This window comes from Aestuariivirga litoralis (assembly GCF_003234965.1).
Taxonomy (GTDB): Bacteria; Pseudomonadota; Alphaproteobacteria; order Rhizobiales; family Aestuariivirgaceae; genus Aestuariivirga; species Aestuariivirga litoralis.
The window spans coordinates 187,983-205,151 of record NZ_QKVK01000006.1; the positions used below are offsets into that span (position 1 = coordinate 187,983).

A 17,169-nucleotide genomic window follows, 5' to 3' on the forward strand; every position below is an offset into this window, starting at 1 on the left:
GACGTCACCCCTGCCCGAGCATGGCGCGTGTCATGTCGGCGATGACGCCGCTGACGCAGCCGCCATTGTGCGGCGCCCCGGCCATGAGCTTGCGCATCAGCGGCGTGCGGCGGCCTTCGGGCATGTTGCGGACGTCGCGCTCGGCCGCGAGCCTGACGAGAAAGTCCGAGAATGGATTGCCCATGCCGCGGCCGGCATCGGCCTTCTTCAGCTTCTCCGGCGGGGCGGTATAGACGGTGCGGCCCTCCTTGATCGTTTCCGCCACCTTGATCTGGTCGAGCATCATCGGGTCGATCGCCGTCGGGTCATCGGTGAGGATCACCAGGTCGGCGAGCTTGCCCACCGCGATCGAGCCCTTGTCCGCCTCCTCGAAGTGCTGGTAGGCGGGCCAGATGGTCATCGCCTTGAGGGCGGTCTCGACCGGCACCCGCTGCATCGGCCCCAGTATGTCGCCCGAGCGGGTGCGCCGGGTCACCGTGGCGGAGAGCACGCGCATGGTGTCCGGGAAGGCCACCGGCGCATCGGTGTGGGTGGAGAACATGGCGCCGCGTGTCACATACCAGCCGGTGGGCGAGATGTTGTCGCCATTGGCCGGCCCCACCGTGTGGTCGCGGTGCCAGTCGCCCCAATAGAAGGTGTGCATCGGGAACAAGGAGGGGAAGACGCCGAGTTCGACGAAACTGTCGGCCTGGTCCTCGCGCTGGAACTGGCCGTGGATCAGTACCGGGCGGGTCGGCAGGCGGCCATGCGCCTTCTGCGCCTCGCGGATCGCGGTGATCAGCAGGTCGCTCGCCGCCTCGCCGTTGGAATGGGTGATGATCTGGAGGTTGTTGGCATAGGCCCAGGCGACGGCATCCAGCACGTCCTTCGGCGTTGCCGCCGCATAGCCCGCATAGCCCGGCGGATAATCCCCCACCGGGTCGTAATAGGGCCGGTCGCGCCAGGCGGTGAAGCCCTGCGGCGAACCGTCGATCGTCAGCTTGGCGCCGCCGTTGCGATAGCGGCCCACATAATCGCGGCTGTGGTTCTTCAGGATATAGTCACGGTCGACCAGCACGTCGACATAGGAAACGACGTCGATCTTGAGGCCGCCTTCCGCCGCCACCGCCTTCAGCACCTCGGCGAGCCCAGGCACGGCGCGGCCTTCCTGTGCCGTGGTATAGCCATAGGAGGCCCACAGGTCGACGCCCGCCCGCGCCAGAGCCTGCATGCCGGTGGGGCCGATGTTGCCGAGCACCTTCGGAATCGTGGTGAGCCACGCCACCTCCTCCAGCACGCCATTGGGCTGTTCGCTGCCCGGCTCGCGGCGGATGACGCCGCCCTCGGGGTTGGGCGTCGCCGCGCTGTAGCCCACGAGGTCCAGCGCCTTGCTGTTGAACACCGCGATGTGGCCCGACTGGTGGACGATCACCACCGGGTATTCGCTCGACACCGCGTCAAGTTCCTGGCGGTTGGGCGGGCGCTGCTCCTTCAACTGCGACTCGTCATAGCCGAAACCCATGATGAGCTTGACCTGCTTCACCGTGTCGGCATTGGCCGCAGCCCAGTCCTTCAGCGTCTGCTGGATCTGCGCGATGTCGCCGTTGGGGCCGTCGGGCGGCGGCAGGAGATTTGCCGTCACCGCCTGCAGCCCGCCCATCGTCACATGCCCGTGCGGGTCGACGAAGCCCGGCAGCATGGTGCGCCCCGCGAGGTCCACCGTCTGCGTCGTCTCGCCCTTCAGCTTCATCACCTCCGCCGCATCGCCTGCAGCGATGATGCGGCCGGCCTTCACCGCCACCGCCTCCACCAGCGGGTTGGCGTCGTCCATGGTGTGGATCGGGCCACCGGCATAGATGACATCCGCCACCTCCGCCGCGAAGGCAGCCGGCGCCATGAGGGCGAGCACCGCGACGGCAGAACCCGCGGAGAAATGACGGCGGCTGAGCTTGAGCATCGTCCACGACCTTTCGCTTGGCTGGGCCTGCTTTGTTGCATGAGCGGACGCGGCGTTTCAATTGCCGATTGGCGTGCAGCGGACCTGCCACCCGCCGTCGGCGCCTGCGTTGACCCTGCCCCCCAGTCTGCTAACCTGCCTCACGGGGAACAGAAGCGACGGCGGGGGGCTTGAGCCATGACGCTTACGCGTGAACGTGCCGGAAGATCACCGAACTTCGCCCATGCCGCCCTGCTCGCCATGGTACTGTGGCTGGCGCTGTGCTTCGCCCCGGCGGCCCCGCCCGCCCTTGCCGACAGTCTCTGCACGGTGCCCGCCAATGCCTGCGGCTGCGTATCCTGCGGATGTGGCACAAGCACCGCGCCGCGCTGCCCCGATGGCCAGCAGCCCTATGACGACTACTGCCTGCCCGCCTGCCCCGATGGCTGGCTGCGCTATCCCGGCACGCCCGGCCTGTGCACGCCACCCTGCGAACATGGCTGCCCGGAGGGCTATGACCAGGTGCCCCTGCCGCAATGCCCCGAAGGCTACCACCGCGACCTGCAGGACCCCGGTTCCTGCGTTGCCGATTATGATCCGGGCCAGGATGATTGCCCGTCCGGCATGGTGCTTTCCCCCAACACCCTGCAGTGCGTCACCGACTGCCCGCCGGGCACCTACCGGGATCAGAAGGGCCTGTGCAGCAGCTACTACCAGCAGCCCTGCCCCGCAGGCTACGGGCGCGACCCGGAGAGCGGCCAATGCGTGCCGCCGGGCAACTGGCCACCGGGCTATCAGTGGATCTGCCTCCCGGCCTGCCCGCCGGGCACGCTGCGGGACTTTGACCATCCCACGCGCTGCGTCCCGCCGCCGCCGCAATGCCCTGATGGCTACGACAACTGGCAGGGCCGCTGCCTGCCGCCCTGCGACCAGGGCAGCCAGCGCGATCCCTATGGCTATTGCGTGCCCCAGGCCTGCCCGCCCGGCACCTATGCCAACCTGCGCGGCGCCTGTGTGCCGCCGGAATGCCCCACCGGCTATGACACGGTGAACGGCCAGTGCGTGCCCCCCTGCGACGAGGGTATGACGCGGGATGACAGCGGCCGCTGCGAACCACCGGATGAAGGCTGCCCGCAGGGCAGCGAAACCTTCCGCGGCCAGTGTGTGCCGCCCTGCCCGCAAGGCTATGAGCGCGACCGGCAGACCGGCACCTGCCTGCCGCCACCCGACAATGGCTGCCGCCAGGGCCAGGAAAAATACCGCGGCCAGTGCGTGCCGCTGTGCGAGACGGGCCAGCAGCGCGATGGCAAGGGCCGCTGCGTGAACCCCGGTTGCCCCTCGGGCACCGAGAACATCCGCGGCACCTGCCTGCCGCTATGCCGCAAGGACCTGGTGCGCCGTGCCGATGGCAGCTGTGGCTGCCCGGCAGGCCAGTCGCTGGTGGGCGGCCGCTGCGTCGCGCCATGCGACCAGGGCCTGGTGCGCGACAAGAACGGCCGCTGCGTGCAGCCATCCTGCCCGGCGGGCGAGGAGCGGGTGCGCGGGCGCTGCGTGGCGGAATGCCTCGCCGGCACCGTGCGTGACGGCCGCGGCCGTTGCGTCTGCCCGAAGGGCACGCAGATGACGACGGCGGGGCGCTGCGAGCGCGTGACCATTGAACAGCCCTGCGGCAAGGGCTACCACCGCAACGAGGCTGGCAGCTGCGTGCCGGACCGGCGCGTGCAGACCCAGTGCCCCGATGGCTGGCGCTTCAGCAAGAAACGCCAGACCTGCGTGCCGGACCGGCAGGAACAGCCGGAGCTGCGCCAGCCCAATCTCCAGCTCGACCCGGACGCCCTGCAGCTGCTGCAGCCACAGCAGCGCCAGAAGGGCACGCGCAACAACGGCGGCAATGGCAAGCCTGCCTGCCCCAAGGGTTTCGTGCCGGACGGCAACGGCAGCTGCGTGCCGGGCTGAGGCGGCCCGCTCAGTCGCCCATTTGATTGAACATGGTGGCGGGATCCGCCGCCACGGGCGGCGCGCCGAAGGTCAGCTTGATCGCTTCCATGATCAGCAGCGGCGGCGACATTTCCTGTGACAGGGCGAGGATGCGCTCCTTGAGGCGGGCGACCGTCCCGGGATCCTGTTCTGCCAGGTTGGTGGTTTCGCCCGGGTCCTTGGCGATGTCGAAGAGCTCGACCTTGCCGGGGAGCCCGGCGTTCCAGACGAGCTTCATGTTGCCCTGGCGGACGGCGCCTCCCGTCGGGTCGACGTTGTAGACGACTTCCTCGCGCGGCGTGCGGGTGCCTTCGCTGATCGCCGGCCACAGGTTGATGCCGTCGAGCGGCTTGTTCTTTTCCATCTTCGCGCCGGCGATGGCAGCCAGCGTCGGATACATGTCGACGACATGGGAAAGACCCTCGACCACGCCGGGCTTGATGTGGCCCGGCCAGTTCATGAAGCCGACGACGCGCGTGCCGCCCTCGTAGAGCGTGCCCTTGCCATCGCGGAAGCCGCCATTGTCGGCGGGCAGCTGGTCACCCACCTTCGATTCGCCGGCGAACATCGCCGAGCGCACGCCGCCATTGTCACTCTGGAACACGATCACCGTGTCCTCGCGCAGGCCCTTTTCGTCCAGCGCCTTCAGCACCTGTCCGACGGCATCGTCCATCGCCGTCACCATCGCGGCATAGAGCCGGCGCTGCTCGTCGGCGATGTGGGCATAGCGCTTCACATGGTCTTCCGGTGCCTGGAATGGCGAATGCGGTGCGGTGAAGGCAAGGTAGAGGAACAGCGGCTTGTCGCCCGTCCGGTCACGGATGAGCCGCGACGCCTCGTTGCCGAACAGCGTGTTGTCGTAACCCTCCTCGTCCAGCGGCTGGTTGTCGCGATACCAGTCCTTCACGCCGTGCGAAGCATGTTCGAAATGGTCGATCTCGCCCACCAGCGCGCCGTAGAAATGGTCGAAGCCACGCTGGCGCGGCCAATACCTGGTATCGCCATGGCCAAGGTGCCACTTGCCCACCAGTGCCGTCTCGTATCCCGCATCCTTGAGCAGCTGGGGCAGGAGGTATTCATCGGTCGAGAGGCCATAGCTGCCGGCCGAGGGGATCACCCCCGTCTGCAGCCCGTAACGCAGCGGATAGCGGCCGGTGAGGAACGCCGCGCGCGACGGCGTGCACATGGGCTGGGCATAGAACGCGTCGAACTGCGCGCCGGCTCTCGCGAGGCCGTCGAGCACCGGCGTGGCGATGTCGGATCCGTGGAAGCCCACGTCCTTCCACCCGAGGTCGTCCGCCATGATGTAGATGATGTTGGGCGGCCGCGCATTTTCCGCCAGGGCGGGCGAAACGACGCGCGACAGGACCGCCGCCGACAAGAGCGAGGCTCCCGCCGCGAGAAAGCCGCGGCGCTGCACCATTCCCTTCGCAACCCCATCATCATGCGTCATGCCGATTCTCCTCATCCCTGGCCGGGCACGGACCGTAGTTTCACGGACTGTGCACGGCAATACAGTTCATGGCTGAAAGTGTCATTACAACGGCAAGCTTCATCATGGCCGGAGTTGCAGAGATGCTCATTGCCCTGTTGATCGGAGCAGGCCGCGGCGTGTGGCGCGGCATCGGCCACTTTCCGTGGGAGGCGGGCGGTGAGCGCGTGTTGCGTCTGATCTAGAATCCCGCTTCAAGTGCCGTGTGCAGCCTGACGAAACGATACCGGCGGCTGAGCCCGTGGGCTTTGTCTATGTGCTTGGCACGCGCACGGCGCGCGGTGTCCGGACCTATGTGGGCTGGACGTTGGACCCGGAGCGCCGGCTCGGCCAGCACAATGCCGGCAGCGGGGCGAAGTCGACGCGCGGCGCGCAGTGGACCCTGCTCTATCTCGAGCAACTGGACAGCCGGCGCGCCGCCATGAGCCGTGAATGGCACCTGAAGCGCGACCGGCGCTTCCGCACCGCTCTGGCGCGCCAGCTTCCCTAGCCGCCGTGCTGCAAAGCGCCCTCCGAGATTGTTGTTTTTCGAATATTCTTCGGTGGCAGTTGTGCTAGGTTGCCTCCCTCAGGTTGAACTCTTGTCAGGAGATGCCCTCATGTACATTCCCTTCATCCGCCTCGCGGCCATTGCGGGCGCCTTCATGGCCACCATCGCCGTCACCGCGCCCGACTTCGTGACCAAGGCCGATGCCTCCTCCAGCGTTTCCGCGCAGCGCAGCCGCCAGTGCTCGCAGCAGGCACGCCGCTACGCCGACCGCAACACGCGGCGCACCACGGCCACCGGTGCCGCGGGCGGTGCCGCCATCGGCGCCGTGGCCAGCGGCAGCCGCCGCAACACGGGCCGCAATGCCGGGCGTGGCGCACTGATCGGCGGCGGTGCCGGCCTGCTGGCGTCCACCAGCCGCTGGAACGTCTATTACAATTACGCCTACCGCAACTGCGTGCGTCGCTGACGCGGCGGGCGCCTGGCCGCCACAATTGGGACGTGTTACGGTTTGAACCTGCCCTGAAAGCGACAGCGACAGTGGTGTGATGACCTTGCATGAATCGGAAGCCGCGGCAGCACCCCCCGGGGGTGCTTCCACCTCCGGCATGGTGTTCCTGGCCGGTGGAGAGTTCCTCATGGGCTCCGACCGGCATTACCCGGAGGAGAAGCCCGCCCACCGGGTGCGGGTCAACGGCTTCTGGATCGACACCATGCCGGTCACCAACCGGGATTTCGCGCGTTTCGTGGATGAAACCGGTTACGTGACCTTCGCCGAGATCGCACCGGATCCGAAGGACTATCCCGGCATCCTGCCGGAGATGCTGAAGCCGGGATCGATGGTGTTCTCGCCGCCCGGCCACCCCGTCGACCTCAACAACTATGCCAACTGGTGGGCCTTCGTCATCGGTGCCGACTGGCGCCACCCTTATGGCCCCGACTCATCCCTCGCCGGGCTCGAGGACCACCCTGCCGTCCATATCTCCTATCCGGATGCCGAGGCCTATGCCGCATGGGCCGGCAAGGCGCTGCCGACGGAAGCCGAATGGGAATATGCCGCGCGCGGCGGGCTCGATGGCAAGGAATTCGCCTGGGGCGACCAGCTCGTGCCGAAGGGCCGCCACATGGCCAATACCTGGCAGGGCCAGTTCCCGTGGCAGAACACCGAGGAGGATGGCTATACGCGGACCTCGCCCGTGGGCAGCTATCCCGCCAACGGCTTCGGCCTCCACGACATGATCGGCAATGTGTGGGAATGGACGACCGACTGGTATTCCGCGCAGCACCCCGCGCAGAGGAGCTGCTGCGTGCCCTCGAACCCGCGCGGCGTGGCGGAGAACCAGAGCTATGATCCGCAGCAGCCGCAGTTCCGCATCCCGCGCAAGGTGGTGAAGGGCGGCTCGCATCTCTGCGCGCCAAGCTACTGCCGGCGCTACCGCCCGGCGGCGCGCCACGCGCAGCCCATCGATACCGCCATGAGCCATGTCGGCTTCCGCTGCATCCGGCGCGCGGGAGCGCCAGCCTGATGGCCCGCAGCGCGACCAGGATGCAGCTCGTTCTCGCGCAGATCGCGCTGGCGCTGGTCGTGATCTTCGCGCTGGTCGGCGCCTTCTTGCATGGCCTTTCGGCGGACGTGTGGGACCGCGTCTTCCGCTCGATCGCCGAACGCCCCGGCGGCCCCATGACCTTCCGCTTCATCCTGCAGCCCGTCATGGCGGCGGTGCTGGCCGCCATCGACGGCGTGCGTGACGCCCGCAGCGGCACCCCGCCCTATTTCTGGAGCCTCGTGACGGGATCGGGCGCCCGCACCGACCGGCTCTATGACGGCATCATCGCCACCGCGCGCGTCATCCTGCTGGGCCTCGTCATGGACGTGGCCTACCAGCTGATCGAGTTCAAGACCTTCTATCCCGGCGAGGCGGCGATCGTCGCGGTGCTGCTCGCCTTCGTGCCCTACCTGCTGCTGCGCGGCCCCTTCGAGCGGCTGGCCCGGCTGTGGGGCGTCACCCACTCCTCGAAGGACGGCAAGGCATGAGCGAGGACCAGACACCGGGCCAAGGGCGCTTCACCGTGAAGGTGGCGGCGGAATCGCATTTCGCCTGGCTGCGGACCAGGCTCGCGGTGGAGCGCACCATCCTGGCCTGGGTGCGAACGGCCGTGTCGCTCATCGCCTTCGGCTTCACCATCGTGCAGTTCTTCGAGCGCGTGCACGACATGCCGGGCTCCGGCCCTGCCACCTTTCCGCATGCGCCGCGCTACCTCGGCCTCGCGCTCATCTTCTGCGGCATCGCCTCGCTGGTGGTTGCCATGTGGGAGTATCGCTGGACCATCAAGTACCTGTGGAGCGGCGACTATGCCCAGATCGCGGGCATGACCGCGGAGGCCCGCAGGTCTCCGGTCATCATGGTGGCGCTCGTGCTGCTGCTGGTGGGTGTCTTCGCCTTCTTCAGCGTGCTGTTCCGACTGATCTGAACGTGCCTGACTGACATTGCAAACGGGAGACGAAGCGATGGCGACAAAACCGAAGAAGACGAAGAAGCCCAACATCCTCGTGCTGTGGGGTGACGATATCGGCTGGTGGAACATCAGCTACAACAGCCGCGGCCAGATGGGCTACCGCACGCCCAACATCGACCGCATCGGCAACGAGGGCGTGGCCTTCACCGACTATTACGGCCAGCAGAGCTGCACCGCCGGCCGCGCCGCCTTCCTGTGCGGCCAGAACCCGATGCGCACCGGCCTCACCAAGGTGGGCATGCCCGGCGCCGACGTGGGCCTGCAGAAGGAAGACCCGACGATTGCCGAACTGCTGAAGCCGCATGGCTACCGCACCGGCCAGTTCGGCAAGAACCACCTAGGCGACAAGGACGAGTTCCTGCCGACGCTGCATGGCTTCGACGAGTTTTTCGGCAACCTCTATCACCTCAATGCCGAGGAAGAGCCGGAAGACCCGGACTACCCGAAGGACCCCGCCTTCCGGAAGCGCTTCGGCCCGCGCGGCGTCATCCACAGCTGGGCCGACGGCAAGGGTGGCCAGAAGATCACCGACACCGGCCCCCTCACCAGGAAGCGCATGGAGACCATCGACGACGAAGTGACCGACCATGCGCTGCGCTTCATCAAGGATGCGCACAAGGCCGATGAGCCCTTCTTCGTCTGGTACAACACCACCGGCATGCACTTCCGCACCCATTGCGCGGACAAGCACAGGGGCAAGAGCAATGGCCAGGGCGAATACAACGACGTGATGGTGGCGCATGACGAGAACATCGGCCGCATGCTCGACGTGCTGGACGATCTCGGCATCGCCGAGGACACCATCGTCATGTACTCGACCGACAATGGCGTGCACTACAACACCTGGCCCGATGCCGGCATCACGCCTTTCCGCTCGGAGAAGAACACCAACTGGGAAGGCGGCTGGCGCGTTCCGGCCTTCCTGCGCTGGCCGAAGCACATCCCCGCGGGTTCGGTGGTGAACGGCATCGTCTCGCACCAGGACATGCTGCCCACCTTCCTCTCGGCGGCGGGCGAGCCCGACATCAAGGAGAAGCTGCTGAAGGGCCACAAGGTCGGGAAAATGACCTACAAGGTCCATCTCGACGGCTATGACATGCTGCCCTACCTGACGGGCAAGGTGAAGGAGAGCCCGCGCAACAGCTTCTTCTACATCTCGGACGACGGCGACATCCTGGCCATCCGCATGCAGGACTGGAAGGTGGTGCTGATGGAGCAGCGGGCGAAGACGCTGCAGTGCTGGTTCGAACCCTTCGTCAAGCTGCGCGCGCCGAAGATCTTCAACCTGAGGCGCGATCCCTTCGAGCGGGCGGACGAGAACTCCAACACCTACTGGGACTGGGTGATCAGCCACGCCTACATCATCTATGCGATGCAGGGCGCGGTTGCCGGGCAGATCGAGAACTTCAAGAAGTTCCCGCCGCGCCAGAAGCCCGCCTCCTTCAACCTCGACGCCGTGTTGCGCACGCTCGAGGAATCGACTTCCAGCGCCAACCACTGAGGTCTGCGCCACGCCTCATCGGCCACGCCCGGCTTCGGCCCGGCGTGGCATCTCGTCTGATGGGACGCATTTTGTCGTCAAATGACAATCGGACGGACAGTCTTCTCCGTAGTTTTACCATAAACGCAACCGATCACTGCGTTTCCACAACCGGAGGACAGAATGTCGATCACCCGCCGCACCCTGCTTTCATCCGCTGGCCTTCTTTCCCTGTCGGCGCTGGCCGGCACGGCCATGGCCTTCGACAACCCGGTCACCGGGATCGAGGCCATCGCGGACGACATCACGCTCGCATCCGATGCCTACGTCTATGGCTACCCGCTGGTGACGATGGAGATGACCCGCCGCGTCGTCACCAATGTCGCGGAGCCCAAGGGCACGCGCGGCCCGATGGGCAGCATCATCAAGCTGCGGCAATATCCGGACGCCTCGTTCCGGGACGTGACCGCACCCAATGCCGACACGCTCTATACCACCGCCTTCTTCGACGTGGGCGACGAGCCCTGGGTGCTCGACCAGCCGGACATGGGGGACCGCTACTTCCTTCTCCCCCTGCTTTCCGGCTGGACCGACGTGTTCGAGGTGCCGGGTTCGCGCACCACGGGGGGTGCGAAGCAGACGTTCCTCATCACCGGCCCCGGCTGGAATGGCACGGTACCGGATGGCATGAAGCAGCTGAAGTCGCCCACCGCCATGGTGTGGCTGCTGGGCCGCATCTACTGCACCGGCACGCCGGAGGATTATGCCGCCGTGCATGCCCTGCAGGATGCCTTCAAGCTGCAGCCGCTCAGCACCTGGGGCAAGGACTATGCGCCGCAAGGCAAGGTCGACGCGTCGATCGACATGAAGACACCGGTGCGCGACCAGGTGAACGCCCTGCCGCTGAAGGATTACTTCACGCTGCTCGCCGACCTCATGAAGCGCAACCCGCCGGCCGAGGCTGACGCGCCGGCCCTCGCACGCTTCGCCAGGATCGGTCTCATGGCCGGCAAGGACTTCGACGCCGCGATCCTGGGTGACCACGGCGCAAAGGAGGTGCCGAAGCTGTCCTTCGACCGCATGAAGCTGCACTTCATCGACTCCGACGACATGAAGCGCGTCAACGGCTGGAACTATACGGTGAAGGCCGGCACCTACGGCACCGACTACATGCAGCGGGCACTGGTCACCGCCATCGGGCTGGGTGCCAACCGCCCGCAGGACGCGGTCTACCCCACCTCGCTGAAGCCCGGCGTCATCGAGGACTACGACGGCGCGCACAAATATGTGCTTCGCTTCCCCAAGGGCCAGCTGCCGCCGGTCAAGGGCTTCTGGTCGCTCACCATGTATGACGAGCAGATGTTCTTCGTGGCGAACCCGATCAACCGCTACTCGATGAGCATCCGCACCAATCCGGCCTTCGAGGCCGACGGTTCGCTCGTCATCTACATCCAGAATGAAAGTCCTGGCGCGGACAAGGAAGCCAACTGGCTGCCCGCGCCAAAGGGCAAGTTCCACCTTATGCTGCGCCTCTACTGGCCTGACGAGGCAAAACCGTCGATCATCGATGGCACATGGATGATCCCGGCCGTGGAGAAGGCCTGAGCTGCGCAGCCGCCACCCAAGCTCACGAGACACCGCAGCGCCGGGCCGAGGCCCGGCGCTGCGGCGACAGGCGGGTGATCAATGGGTGGTGCCGTCCGGCTCGCGCGCCTGCGCGGTGAGCGTGGAGAGAACCTCGCGGAGCACGTCATAGGCATCGCCCTCGGTCTTTGCCTGCGCCATCAGCGCCGCGAGTTCGGCAAGATCCAGACCGGCGATCCTGTCCGCTGGCGCGTCCTCGTCGTCAGGCATGATGGTCACGATATTCACCTCGGCTTTCCCTTGGGTCACTTATCGCATGGGCCTGCGCGTGGCCGCAAGCTTCCGCGCGACATCCAGTCAATTTTTTTGGGCAGATTAGTTTCTACTTGACTGCTCCATCCCGGCACAGGCAGCCCGCACCTCCGGCAGCGGACTGCAATCGAGCGCGCTACTTATGGTTGCTTTCATGCCAAAACAAGCGCAATGCATTTTGAGGACCCTGCAAATTCAGCTTTCCCATCGGCATCGAAGCCCGCACCAGCCCGAGCTCACGATCACCTGATTGAATTGAAGAGCTGGCGATAACCTGACAACATGCGGTTGAACAAAGAAGGACACCTCATGCACCTTGGCCGGCAACCTCTTCCGCGAAGCCTTTATGCCGAAACTGCGCAGCCCTTGGTGCCGCTGCCAGACCTGCGGGAGGATGTGACGGCGGCGGTTGTGATTGTCGGTGGCGGTTTCACCGGCCTGTCGACGGCCCTCCATCTGGCCGAACTCGGGATCGATGCCGTGGTGCTGGAGGCCAACGAGCCCGGCTGGGGCGCCTCGGGCCGCAACGGCGGGCAGGTGAACGCCGGCTTCTATCTCGACCCCAGTCAGGTCCTGTCGGATTTCGGACCGGACATGGGCCAGCGCATGCTGGACATCACCAGTTCGGCGCCGAACCTCGTGTTCGACATCGTGCGCCGCCACGCCATCTCGTGCGAGGCGGCTCAGACCGGCACTTTGCGGCTCGCCTTCAACAGGACGATGCTGGAAGGCAGCCGTTCGACTTACGCACAGCTCCAGCGCACTGGATCGCCTGCAACCTGGGTGGACCGCGACGAGGTGATCCGTCTCACCGGCACCGAGCGCTATCTGGGGGGCATTCGCTTCCCGCAGTGCGGCAAGCTCAACCCGCTGGGCTATGCCCGCGGTCTGGCAGCAGCAGCCATCGGCAAGGGCGCCCGCATCTTCGCGGGCACGCCGGCCACGGGGGTCATGCGGCAAGGCACGCGCTGGAAGGTGACCACGCCCGGCGGCAGCGTGACCGCCGAGCGCCTGGTGATCGCCACCAATGCCTATACGGACGGGCTGTGGCCAGGGCTGAGAGAGAGCATCGTTCCGGTCTTCTCCTCGATCGTCGCGACGGCCCCGCTCAGCGATGAATTGGCGCGCCAGGTTCTGCCCTCCGGCAGCGTGGTCTACGAGATCGCGAACAACACGGTGTACTACCGTCTCGATGCATTCAATCGCCTGCTGATGGGCGGGGAGGGTCTGCAGCGCGACGTGACCACTTTCAAGGATGCCCGCGCCCTCATCGACTACACGCGAAAGATCTTCCCGCGGCTTGCGAACGTCGAGTGGACGCATGTGTGGAACGGCAAGCTCGCGGTGACGCCGGACTTCTACATCCACATGCATGAACCTGCGGAGAACGTGCACATCTGCCTCGGATACAGCGGCCGCGGCGTCGCCATGGGAACAGCGATGGGCGGCGTGCTGGCCAGGCGCATCAACGGCACCCGGCGCGCGGACCTGCCGATGCCGGTGACCGACATGAAGTCGGTCACGTTCCACCGCTTCCACCGCATCGGCGTGAAGGCCAGGCTGCTCTACGGCCGCTACAGGGACATGCTGGACGCGTGAACTTGCGCGGAGGCGGAGAGTTGAAGGCTCTCTCCCGAAGTGCTGGGATCAACTGCAGCGAAAGCAATGACCCAAAAAGGGGGGGCGCCCCGCGGCATGAAACCCATGACGGGGCGATAGCGATAAGCCTTTTGATCAGATACGATCCGGACTGTCCTAATCGCGGTGATCCGAACGCAGCGGCCTATTTGCCCGCGAGGTTCTTGGCTGCCTGGCGGATATAGCCGGGCAAAAGGTCATTGCCCGCCGTCATCGGCACCGTCGAGAAGAAGACCCCCACGACGTCGCGCATCGGGTCCACGTAAATCCCCTGGAAGAGATTGCCGTGCTTGAACAGGGCGCCATCTGCCCAGGCGGCATCGAACTGCCTGCTGTTGAAGACGGGCATGTCCTTGCCAAACACGTCGCCAACCCAACCCCGTGTCCAGTCCCCTGCCATGTAGGCGTCGTGGTTGCCCGAGGTCTGCAATTCCTTCAGCACCCCGGGCGAGACGATCTCGGTCTTCGAGACCACGTTCCAGCTTGGGGTATAGATCAAGGCGTAACGCGCCAGGTCTTCTATCGCCGAGAAACCCATGCCATAGGCGCCGGCCACGCCGTCCGGACCCAGCCCGACCATGAAAGGCTGGCGCGCACCGATCTTCGACCATACCTTCTCACCGAACAGATCGATGAACGACCTGCCCGTCGCGCCTTCGATCACATAGACGAGAACCTTCGTGGTCAGCGTGCTGTAACGAGATGGCATGCCGGGGGCTTCCCCGGGGATCGGCTGCGCCGCGCGAAGCACCGCGACCGGGGTCTCCACCACGCCATCGCCGTTCGGCACGCCGAGTTCCGCTGCCCCGAACCGCTGGAACATCGACATGGGATTGGTCAATGCCGGAAGGTCCTCCTGGATATCGAGACCAACCGCCATGTTGAGCGCATCGATGACGCTCACCTTGTCCCACGCCGTTCCGGCCAATTGCCTGGCATAGGCGGTGACCGGCTTGTTCACGTCGATGAGCCCCTCCTCCTCGAGGATGCTCGCCAGCAGTCCCACCGTCGATTTCGTCACCGACGCCCAGAAATGCGACTGCTCGGGGTTGAGGCCGGGATAGGCCTCGTAGACGACCTTGCCATGGTGCAGGATCATCACGTAGTCATCGAGCGGGATCGCAGTCGACCCGTCATCATGCACGAAGGTCGTCGCCTTGACGCTGTCGACAGGGGTGCGCTGCAACGGGCGTACGTCGCCCACTGCGGGACTGGCGGCCATGGGCACGAATTCCGAGAGGTGGGTGTTGTAATACAGAGCGTGGTCGCCACCCATCTGCCAGTGAAAGTTCCCCCAGTACTTGCGGGCTTCGGCGATGAAGTCATTGTCGAAGGGCTTCTTGGCAGCCGAGACGGGAAGGACCGGCTTCGCCCCGGGGACCTTCAGAGCCTCTTCCAGCGGGTCCTGCGCCTGCGCCATCGAGCCAGCCGTAAGCATGCAGGCCGTCAGCAGCGTGGTGATCGCGATGCGGGGGGGCATCTGGCCTTCCTCCTCGGGAGAGCGGTCGAGATGCCGAGGCCTCCAACCCGCTTTTCTGCAAGCCTAGGATGCAGATCGCGTCTACGTCAAATTGAATCAGGATTGACGGGGGGCGCTCCCGAAGCCATCACAAGAAGGTGCTGGGACGAAGTTCGAAACTCACTTGGAAAGGTTGGCGCTCCCTAAGGGATGAAACTGATAACTGGCCAGTGATACTAAGCCTTTGATTTGTTGGAGGCTACCGAGTGCCACTCTACCCAAATTAAAGAGGCCGGGTCATTTGCCCGGCCTCTTCGTCGCGCCTTGTTCGGATGTCCGTCAGTTGCCGGTGGGAAGCGGGATGTCCACGCTGGCGCTGCTAGAGGCGGGGAAGTCTTCCACGAAAAGAACGAGGTGAAAGCGTGCGAGAGCTTGCGAGGACTTTCAACGTGCACGTTTCGACGATCTCCCGCCTATAGAGCGGCACGTCCGGTTCTTACCCCCCCACCCCCGCCTTAGGTACCGCAGAGAGCATGAGCTCCGCACCCCCCGCCCGCCGATCACTTCAACCACTTCAGAAAAGAATAAAATTCGCTGTTAGCGAACAAAGTTGTTGACGCGCGGCCCATGTGAGCATAATGATACGTTCGTCAGATGTTTACAGGGGATAAGCCCATCACTCACTGGGGCCCTTAGCCGGGCCCTGAGGAAGGTTGATTGCCTTCTACTCACCGGCCGGATGCGAACTGCGCGTGCGGCGCGGGCGGGCCCCGATGGCGGGGCCCGCCCGTACAGACAGGGTGAACCGTTCCTGGCCCCTACCCTCTGCGTCTCGATGGCAACTTCGGCAATCGTGCTGGGGTTGATGCAGAAGGAACAGATCGATGGAAACATCGAAACACTCTGATCAGGAACGGCGGCGGACGAAACCAGTTAAGGGGTCGAGGTGGATGCAAATCCTCCGGAGCCCCAAGACAATCACTTTCTTGGTGGTTGTCGGGAAGCTCATCACCAAAGCGGTGTGGGCCTACCTGGTGATCACCAAGAACTTGCGGGAGTAGCCGCCGCCCTGCTTTGTATTTTTTGGAGGTTACGATGATAAACGAGGCCCTTCGCTTGATCCGTGTCTACCATGACATGAAGCAGAACGAGGCCGCAGAAAAGCTCGGTATTTCAAAGTCTTATCTTTCAGAAATTGAGAAAGGTCCTAAGGAGCCGACTCTCGACCTGCTTCGAAAATACGAAATCGTCTTTGGAATACCAACCTCTTCGATCCTGTTCTTTTCTGAAAATCTTGGGAAATCGGCGACGCACGAACGTGCCCGGACGTTTGTGGCATCGAAAATCATTAGTTTAATGAAGTTCCTTGAGGAACGATCGGAACGGGCCGATGCGAATTAATCAGAAGGCCTATGCACTCCACCAGTCTCCGCTGTTCAAAGTCCGCAGTAAGAAGCGGCTGTGCGCTGTACTGCGGATTAGCCCAGGCGACCTCCGCCAACTCACCAAGTCACACGGTGTGCTATATTCAGAGTTTGAGGTGGAGAAGAAGGATGGATCACCGAGGGGCGTTGAAAACCCCCGGCGTGATCTGAAATTAGTCCAAGCCCGCATTGCGCGGTTGCTTTCGCGCATTACTCCGCCGGACTATTTATTCTGCCCGGTCAAAGGGCGCAGTTATGTCTCCAACGCCGCACATCACGCTGGTCAGCGCATCGTCCGTTGCCTTGACATACGCAAGTATTTCCCGTCCACCCCCTCAAGGAGGGTGTACTGGTTCTTCCATTCGGTGATGCAGTGTGAACGTGATGTGGCAGCGGCTTTAGCCAGCCTCGCCACATATAAGGGGCACTTGCCTACGGGGAGCCCACTAAGTCCGATAATGGCGTTCTTCGCTCATTACGACGTTTGGGAAGCAGTGGCTGCCTTATGCAAGGCGAACGGGTATCGGCTGACGGTCTACATTGACGATGTAACGATATCGGGGGCATCGCTGTCGCCATCGGTCATTTGGGATGTGAAACGCATCATCCATGGGGCTGGGCTGAGGTATCACAAGGAGAAGCACTTCGTGGATCGTCCGGCCGAGGTCACCGGCGTAGTTATCGAGGGCGTGAACCTGCGCCCGCCGAACCGGCACCTTAAGTCTATCACCGAGACCCGCAAGGCTCTAGGGCGCAAGCTGTCCTCAAAGAGGATCACGGAACTCGAAAGCCGACTGACGGGGCTGCAAGGTACCCTGGCTCAAATTGCTGCGCACGACGCGAAATAACTTGGGTACCAGATTGGGTACCGGAATCAGAAGTGT

At 64.6% G+C, this 17,169-nt stretch carries 16 protein-coding genes and 1 pseudogene; 13 read left to right on the plus strand and 4 right to left on the minus strand.

All coding sequences use genetic code 11. The features are described from left to right. Positions 1–4: 4 nt before the first annotated feature. On the minus strand, positions 5–1,936 hold the full coding sequence (locus DK847_RS14065; protein ID WP_111199149.1) for an amidohydrolase: 1,932 nt from the start codon (positions 1,934–1,936) through the stop codon (positions 5–7). Between the two features lie 177 nt (positions 1,937–2,113). Here DK847_RS14065 and DK847_RS14070 point away from each other — a divergent pair, with 177 nt between their 5' ends. After that, positions 2,114–3,871 carry a hypothetical protein gene (locus DK847_RS14070; protein ID WP_111199150.1) on the plus strand — a complete coding sequence of 586 codons (1,758 nt, stop codon included), beginning with the start codon at positions 2,114–2,116 and terminating at the stop codon, positions 3,869–3,871. 10 nt (positions 3,872–3,881) lie between these two features. Here the strand turns inward: DK847_RS14070 and DK847_RS14075 are convergent, their stop codons facing one another. After that, on the minus strand, positions 3,882–5,345 hold the full coding sequence (locus DK847_RS14075) for an arylsulfatase B (protein ID WP_111199151.1): 1,464 nt from the start codon (positions 5,343–5,345) through the stop codon (positions 3,882–3,884). 68 nt (positions 5,346–5,413) lie between these two features. Between DK847_RS14075 and DK847_RS20650 the strand changes: the two genes are divergently transcribed. The 8 genes from DK847_RS20650 to DK847_RS14110 all read left to right on the plus strand — a co-directional run bounded on the left by DK847_RS20650 (position 5,414) and on the right by DK847_RS14110 (position 11,473). Continuing rightward, a complete protein-coding gene (locus tag DK847_RS20650) occupies positions 5,414–5,569 on the plus strand; it encodes a hypothetical protein (RefSeq protein WP_161957284.1) in 156 nt (51 codons plus the stop codon). A 56-nt stretch (positions 5,570–5,625) separates the two neighbouring features. After that, on the plus strand, positions 5,626–5,874 hold the full coding sequence (locus DK847_RS14080; protein ID WP_245414618.1) for a GIY-YIG nuclease family protein: 249 nt from the start codon (positions 5,626–5,628) through the stop codon (positions 5,872–5,874). Positions 5,875–5,983: 109 nt separating this feature from the next. Next, positions 5,984–6,340, plus strand: a complete 357-nt coding sequence (locus DK847_RS14085; RefSeq protein WP_111199153.1) for a hypothetical protein — start codon at positions 5,984–5,986, stop codon at positions 6,338–6,340. Between the two features lie 79 nt (positions 6,341–6,419). Beyond that, entirely contained in the window at positions 6,420–7,397 is a 978-nt protein-coding gene (locus tag DK847_RS14090; RefSeq protein WP_111199154.1) for a formylglycine-generating enzyme family protein, read from the plus strand. Continuing rightward, entirely contained in the window at positions 7,397–7,906 is a 510-nt protein-coding gene (locus tag DK847_RS20935; RefSeq protein WP_245414619.1) for a hypothetical protein, read from the plus strand. Before DK847_RS14090 ends, DK847_RS20935 begins: the two co-directional genes overlap by 1 nt. Next, the gene (locus DK847_RS14100) at positions 7,903–8,343 is read left to right on the plus strand and encodes a YidH family protein (protein WP_111199155.1); all 441 of its coding nucleotides are present in this window, start codon (positions 7,903–7,905) and stop codon (positions 8,341–8,343) included. Before DK847_RS20935 ends, DK847_RS14100 begins: the two co-directional genes overlap by 4 nt. A gap of 37 nt (positions 8,344–8,380) precedes the next feature. Then, positions 8,381–9,889, plus strand: a complete 1,509-nt coding sequence (locus DK847_RS14105) for an arylsulfatase (protein ID WP_111199156.1) — start codon at positions 8,381–8,383, stop codon at positions 9,887–9,889. 162 nt (positions 9,890–10,051) lie between these two features. Then, complete coding sequence (locus DK847_RS14110; protein ID WP_111199157.1) at positions 10,052–11,473, plus strand: DUF1254 domain-containing protein; 1,422 nt, start codon at positions 10,052–10,054, stop codon at positions 11,471–11,473. Positions 11,474–11,551: 78 nt separating this feature from the next. On the opposite strand, the gene DK847_RS14115 is transcribed toward DK847_RS14110, so the two are convergent. Then, positions 11,552–11,731: a hypothetical protein gene (locus DK847_RS14115; protein WP_161957285.1), complete on the minus strand. Its 180-nt coding sequence runs from the start codon at positions 11,729–11,731 to the stop codon at positions 11,552–11,554. 342 nt (positions 11,732–12,073) lie between these two features. On the opposite strand from DK847_RS14115, the gene DK847_RS14120 reads away from it, so the two are divergent. After that, positions 12,074–13,363: an NAD(P)/FAD-dependent oxidoreductase gene (locus DK847_RS14120; protein WP_111199159.1), complete on the plus strand. Its 1,290-nt coding sequence runs from the start codon at positions 12,074–12,076 to the stop codon at positions 13,361–13,363. A 184-nt stretch (positions 13,364–13,547) separates the two neighbouring features. On the opposite strand, the gene DK847_RS14125 is transcribed toward DK847_RS14120, so the two are convergent. After that, positions 13,548–14,882: a serine hydrolase domain-containing protein gene (locus DK847_RS14125; RefSeq protein ID WP_111199160.1), complete on the minus strand. Its 1,335-nt coding sequence runs from the start codon at positions 14,880–14,882 to the stop codon at positions 13,548–13,550. Positions 14,883–15,271: 389 nt separating this feature from the next. Between DK847_RS14125 and DK847_RS21130 the strand changes: the two are divergent. From DK847_RS21130 to DK847_RS14140, 3 genes and pseudogenes are all read left to right on the plus strand, one after another. Beyond that, positions 15,272–15,340 (plus strand): annotated as a pseudogene (locus DK847_RS21130) (helix-turn-helix domain-containing protein); the annotation flags it as partial. Positions 15,341–15,956: 616 nt separating this feature from the next. Then, entirely contained in the window at positions 15,957–16,262 is a 306-nt protein-coding gene (locus tag DK847_RS14135; RefSeq protein WP_111199278.1) for a helix-turn-helix transcriptional regulator, read from the plus strand. Positions 16,263–16,401: 139 nt separating this feature from the next. Further along, the gene (locus DK847_RS14140; RefSeq protein WP_204508338.1) at positions 16,402–17,133 is read left to right on the plus strand and encodes a reverse transcriptase family protein; all 732 of its coding nucleotides are present in this window, start codon (positions 16,402–16,404) and stop codon (positions 17,131–17,133) included. Positions 17,134–17,169: the final 36 nt, after the last annotated feature.

What these genes read in the sequence shown, in the direction of transcription:
- DK847_RS14085 (WP_111199153.1), top strand. Translation starts at nt 5,984, where the DNA reads ATGTACATTCCCTTCATCCGCCTCGCGGCCATTGCGGGCGCCTTCATG.
- DK847_RS14070 (WP_111199150.1), top strand. Translation starts at nt 2,114, where the DNA reads ATGACGCTTACGCGTGAACGTGCCGGAAGATCACCGAACTTCGCCCAT.
- DK847_RS14125 (WP_111199160.1), bottom strand. Translation starts at nt 14,882, where the DNA reads ATGCCCCCCCGCATCGCGATCACCACGCTGCTGACGGCCTGCATGCTT.
- DK847_RS14120 (WP_111199159.1), top strand. Translation starts at nt 12,074, where the DNA reads ATGCACCTTGGCCGGCAACCTCTTCCGCGAAGCCTTTATGCCGAAACT.
- DK847_RS14075 (WP_111199151.1), bottom strand. Translation starts at nt 5,345, where the DNA reads ATGACGCATGATGATGGGGTTGCGAAGGGAATGGTGCAGCGCCGCGGC.
- DK847_RS14135 (WP_111199278.1), top strand. Translation starts at nt 15,957, where the DNA reads ATGATAAACGAGGCCCTTCGCTTGATCCGTGTCTACCATGACATGAAG.
- DK847_RS20650 (WP_161957284.1), top strand. Translation starts at nt 5,414, where the DNA reads ATGGCTGAAAGTGTCATTACAACGGCAAGCTTCATCATGGCCGGAGTT.
- DK847_RS20935 (WP_245414619.1), top strand. Translation starts at nt 7,397, where the DNA reads ATGGCCCGCAGCGCGACCAGGATGCAGCTCGTTCTCGCGCAGATCGCG.
- DK847_RS14090 (WP_111199154.1), top strand. Translation starts at nt 6,420, where the DNA reads ATGACCTTGCATGAATCGGAAGCCGCGGCAGCACCCCCCGGGGGTGCT.
- DK847_RS14065 (WP_111199149.1), bottom strand. Translation starts at nt 1,936, where the DNA reads ATGCTCAAGCTCAGCCGCCGTCATTTCTCCGCGGGTTCTGCCGTCGCG.
- DK847_RS14110 (WP_111199157.1), top strand. Translation starts at nt 10,052, where the DNA reads ATGTCGATCACCCGCCGCACCCTGCTTTCATCCGCTGGCCTTCTTTCC.
- DK847_RS14100 (WP_111199155.1), top strand. Translation starts at nt 7,903, where the DNA reads ATGAGCGAGGACCAGACACCGGGCCAAGGGCGCTTCACCGTGAAGGTG.
- DK847_RS14105 (WP_111199156.1), top strand. Translation starts at nt 8,381, where the DNA reads ATGGCGACAAAACCGAAGAAGACGAAGAAGCCCAACATCCTCGTGCTG.